The following is a 587-nucleotide window of genomic DNA, read 5'->3' as shown; positions in this document are numbered from 1 at the left end:
GACGCGTTTTACGCCATGGATTTTAACACGATGATGGCGATCAACATGCTTTACATGTCCGCACTTGCGGATATACTTAACGACAAGGAAATAAGCTTTCAATATAAGCGGCAGTATTTTTCACTTAAAACAAGAATTAACTCGCTTATGTATAACGCCGCCGACGGCTTTTATTACGATATCAACAAAAGTGAAAAACAGATTCCCATTAAAACAATAGCCGGTTTCTGGCCGCTTCTCGCTGAAATTCCAAACGATGAAAAAGCGGAAAGCTTAATTTCTAAACTTTCCGACACTAAATTTTTCGGCACTCCCCATCCCTTCCCCACCGTCGCCGTAAGTGAAAAAGATTATGACGAAAACGGGCGCGGCTTTAGGGGATCTGTTTTTCCGCATTTAACGTTTATGGTTATAAAGGGGCTTGAGCGTTATCAAAGGTGGGACATAGCGAGGGACTGCGCGATCAGGCATTTATACTTCATGCTTGATTCGATGAGCCCGGACGGAAACCATCACAAGGGAAACCTTTGGGAAGCGTATATGCCGGCAAAAGAAGGGCCGGCGAAATGGGCTGGAAAACCGCTATT

1 protein-coding gene is annotated in these 587 nt (G+C 44.5%); it reads left to right on the top strand.

Translation table 11 applies throughout. From position 1 onward, the window contains the following. The coding region (locus ACYVTD_RS15095) for an MGH1-like glycoside hydrolase domain-containing protein (protein WP_461248529.1) at positions 1-587 on the top strand (587 nt) is incomplete at both ends.

The sequence above is a fragment of the Treponema sp. R6D11 genome, assembly GCF_054786075.1.
Note: the sequence above shows the minus strand (reverse complement) of the source record. Positions and strands in the feature narration are given on the sequence as shown.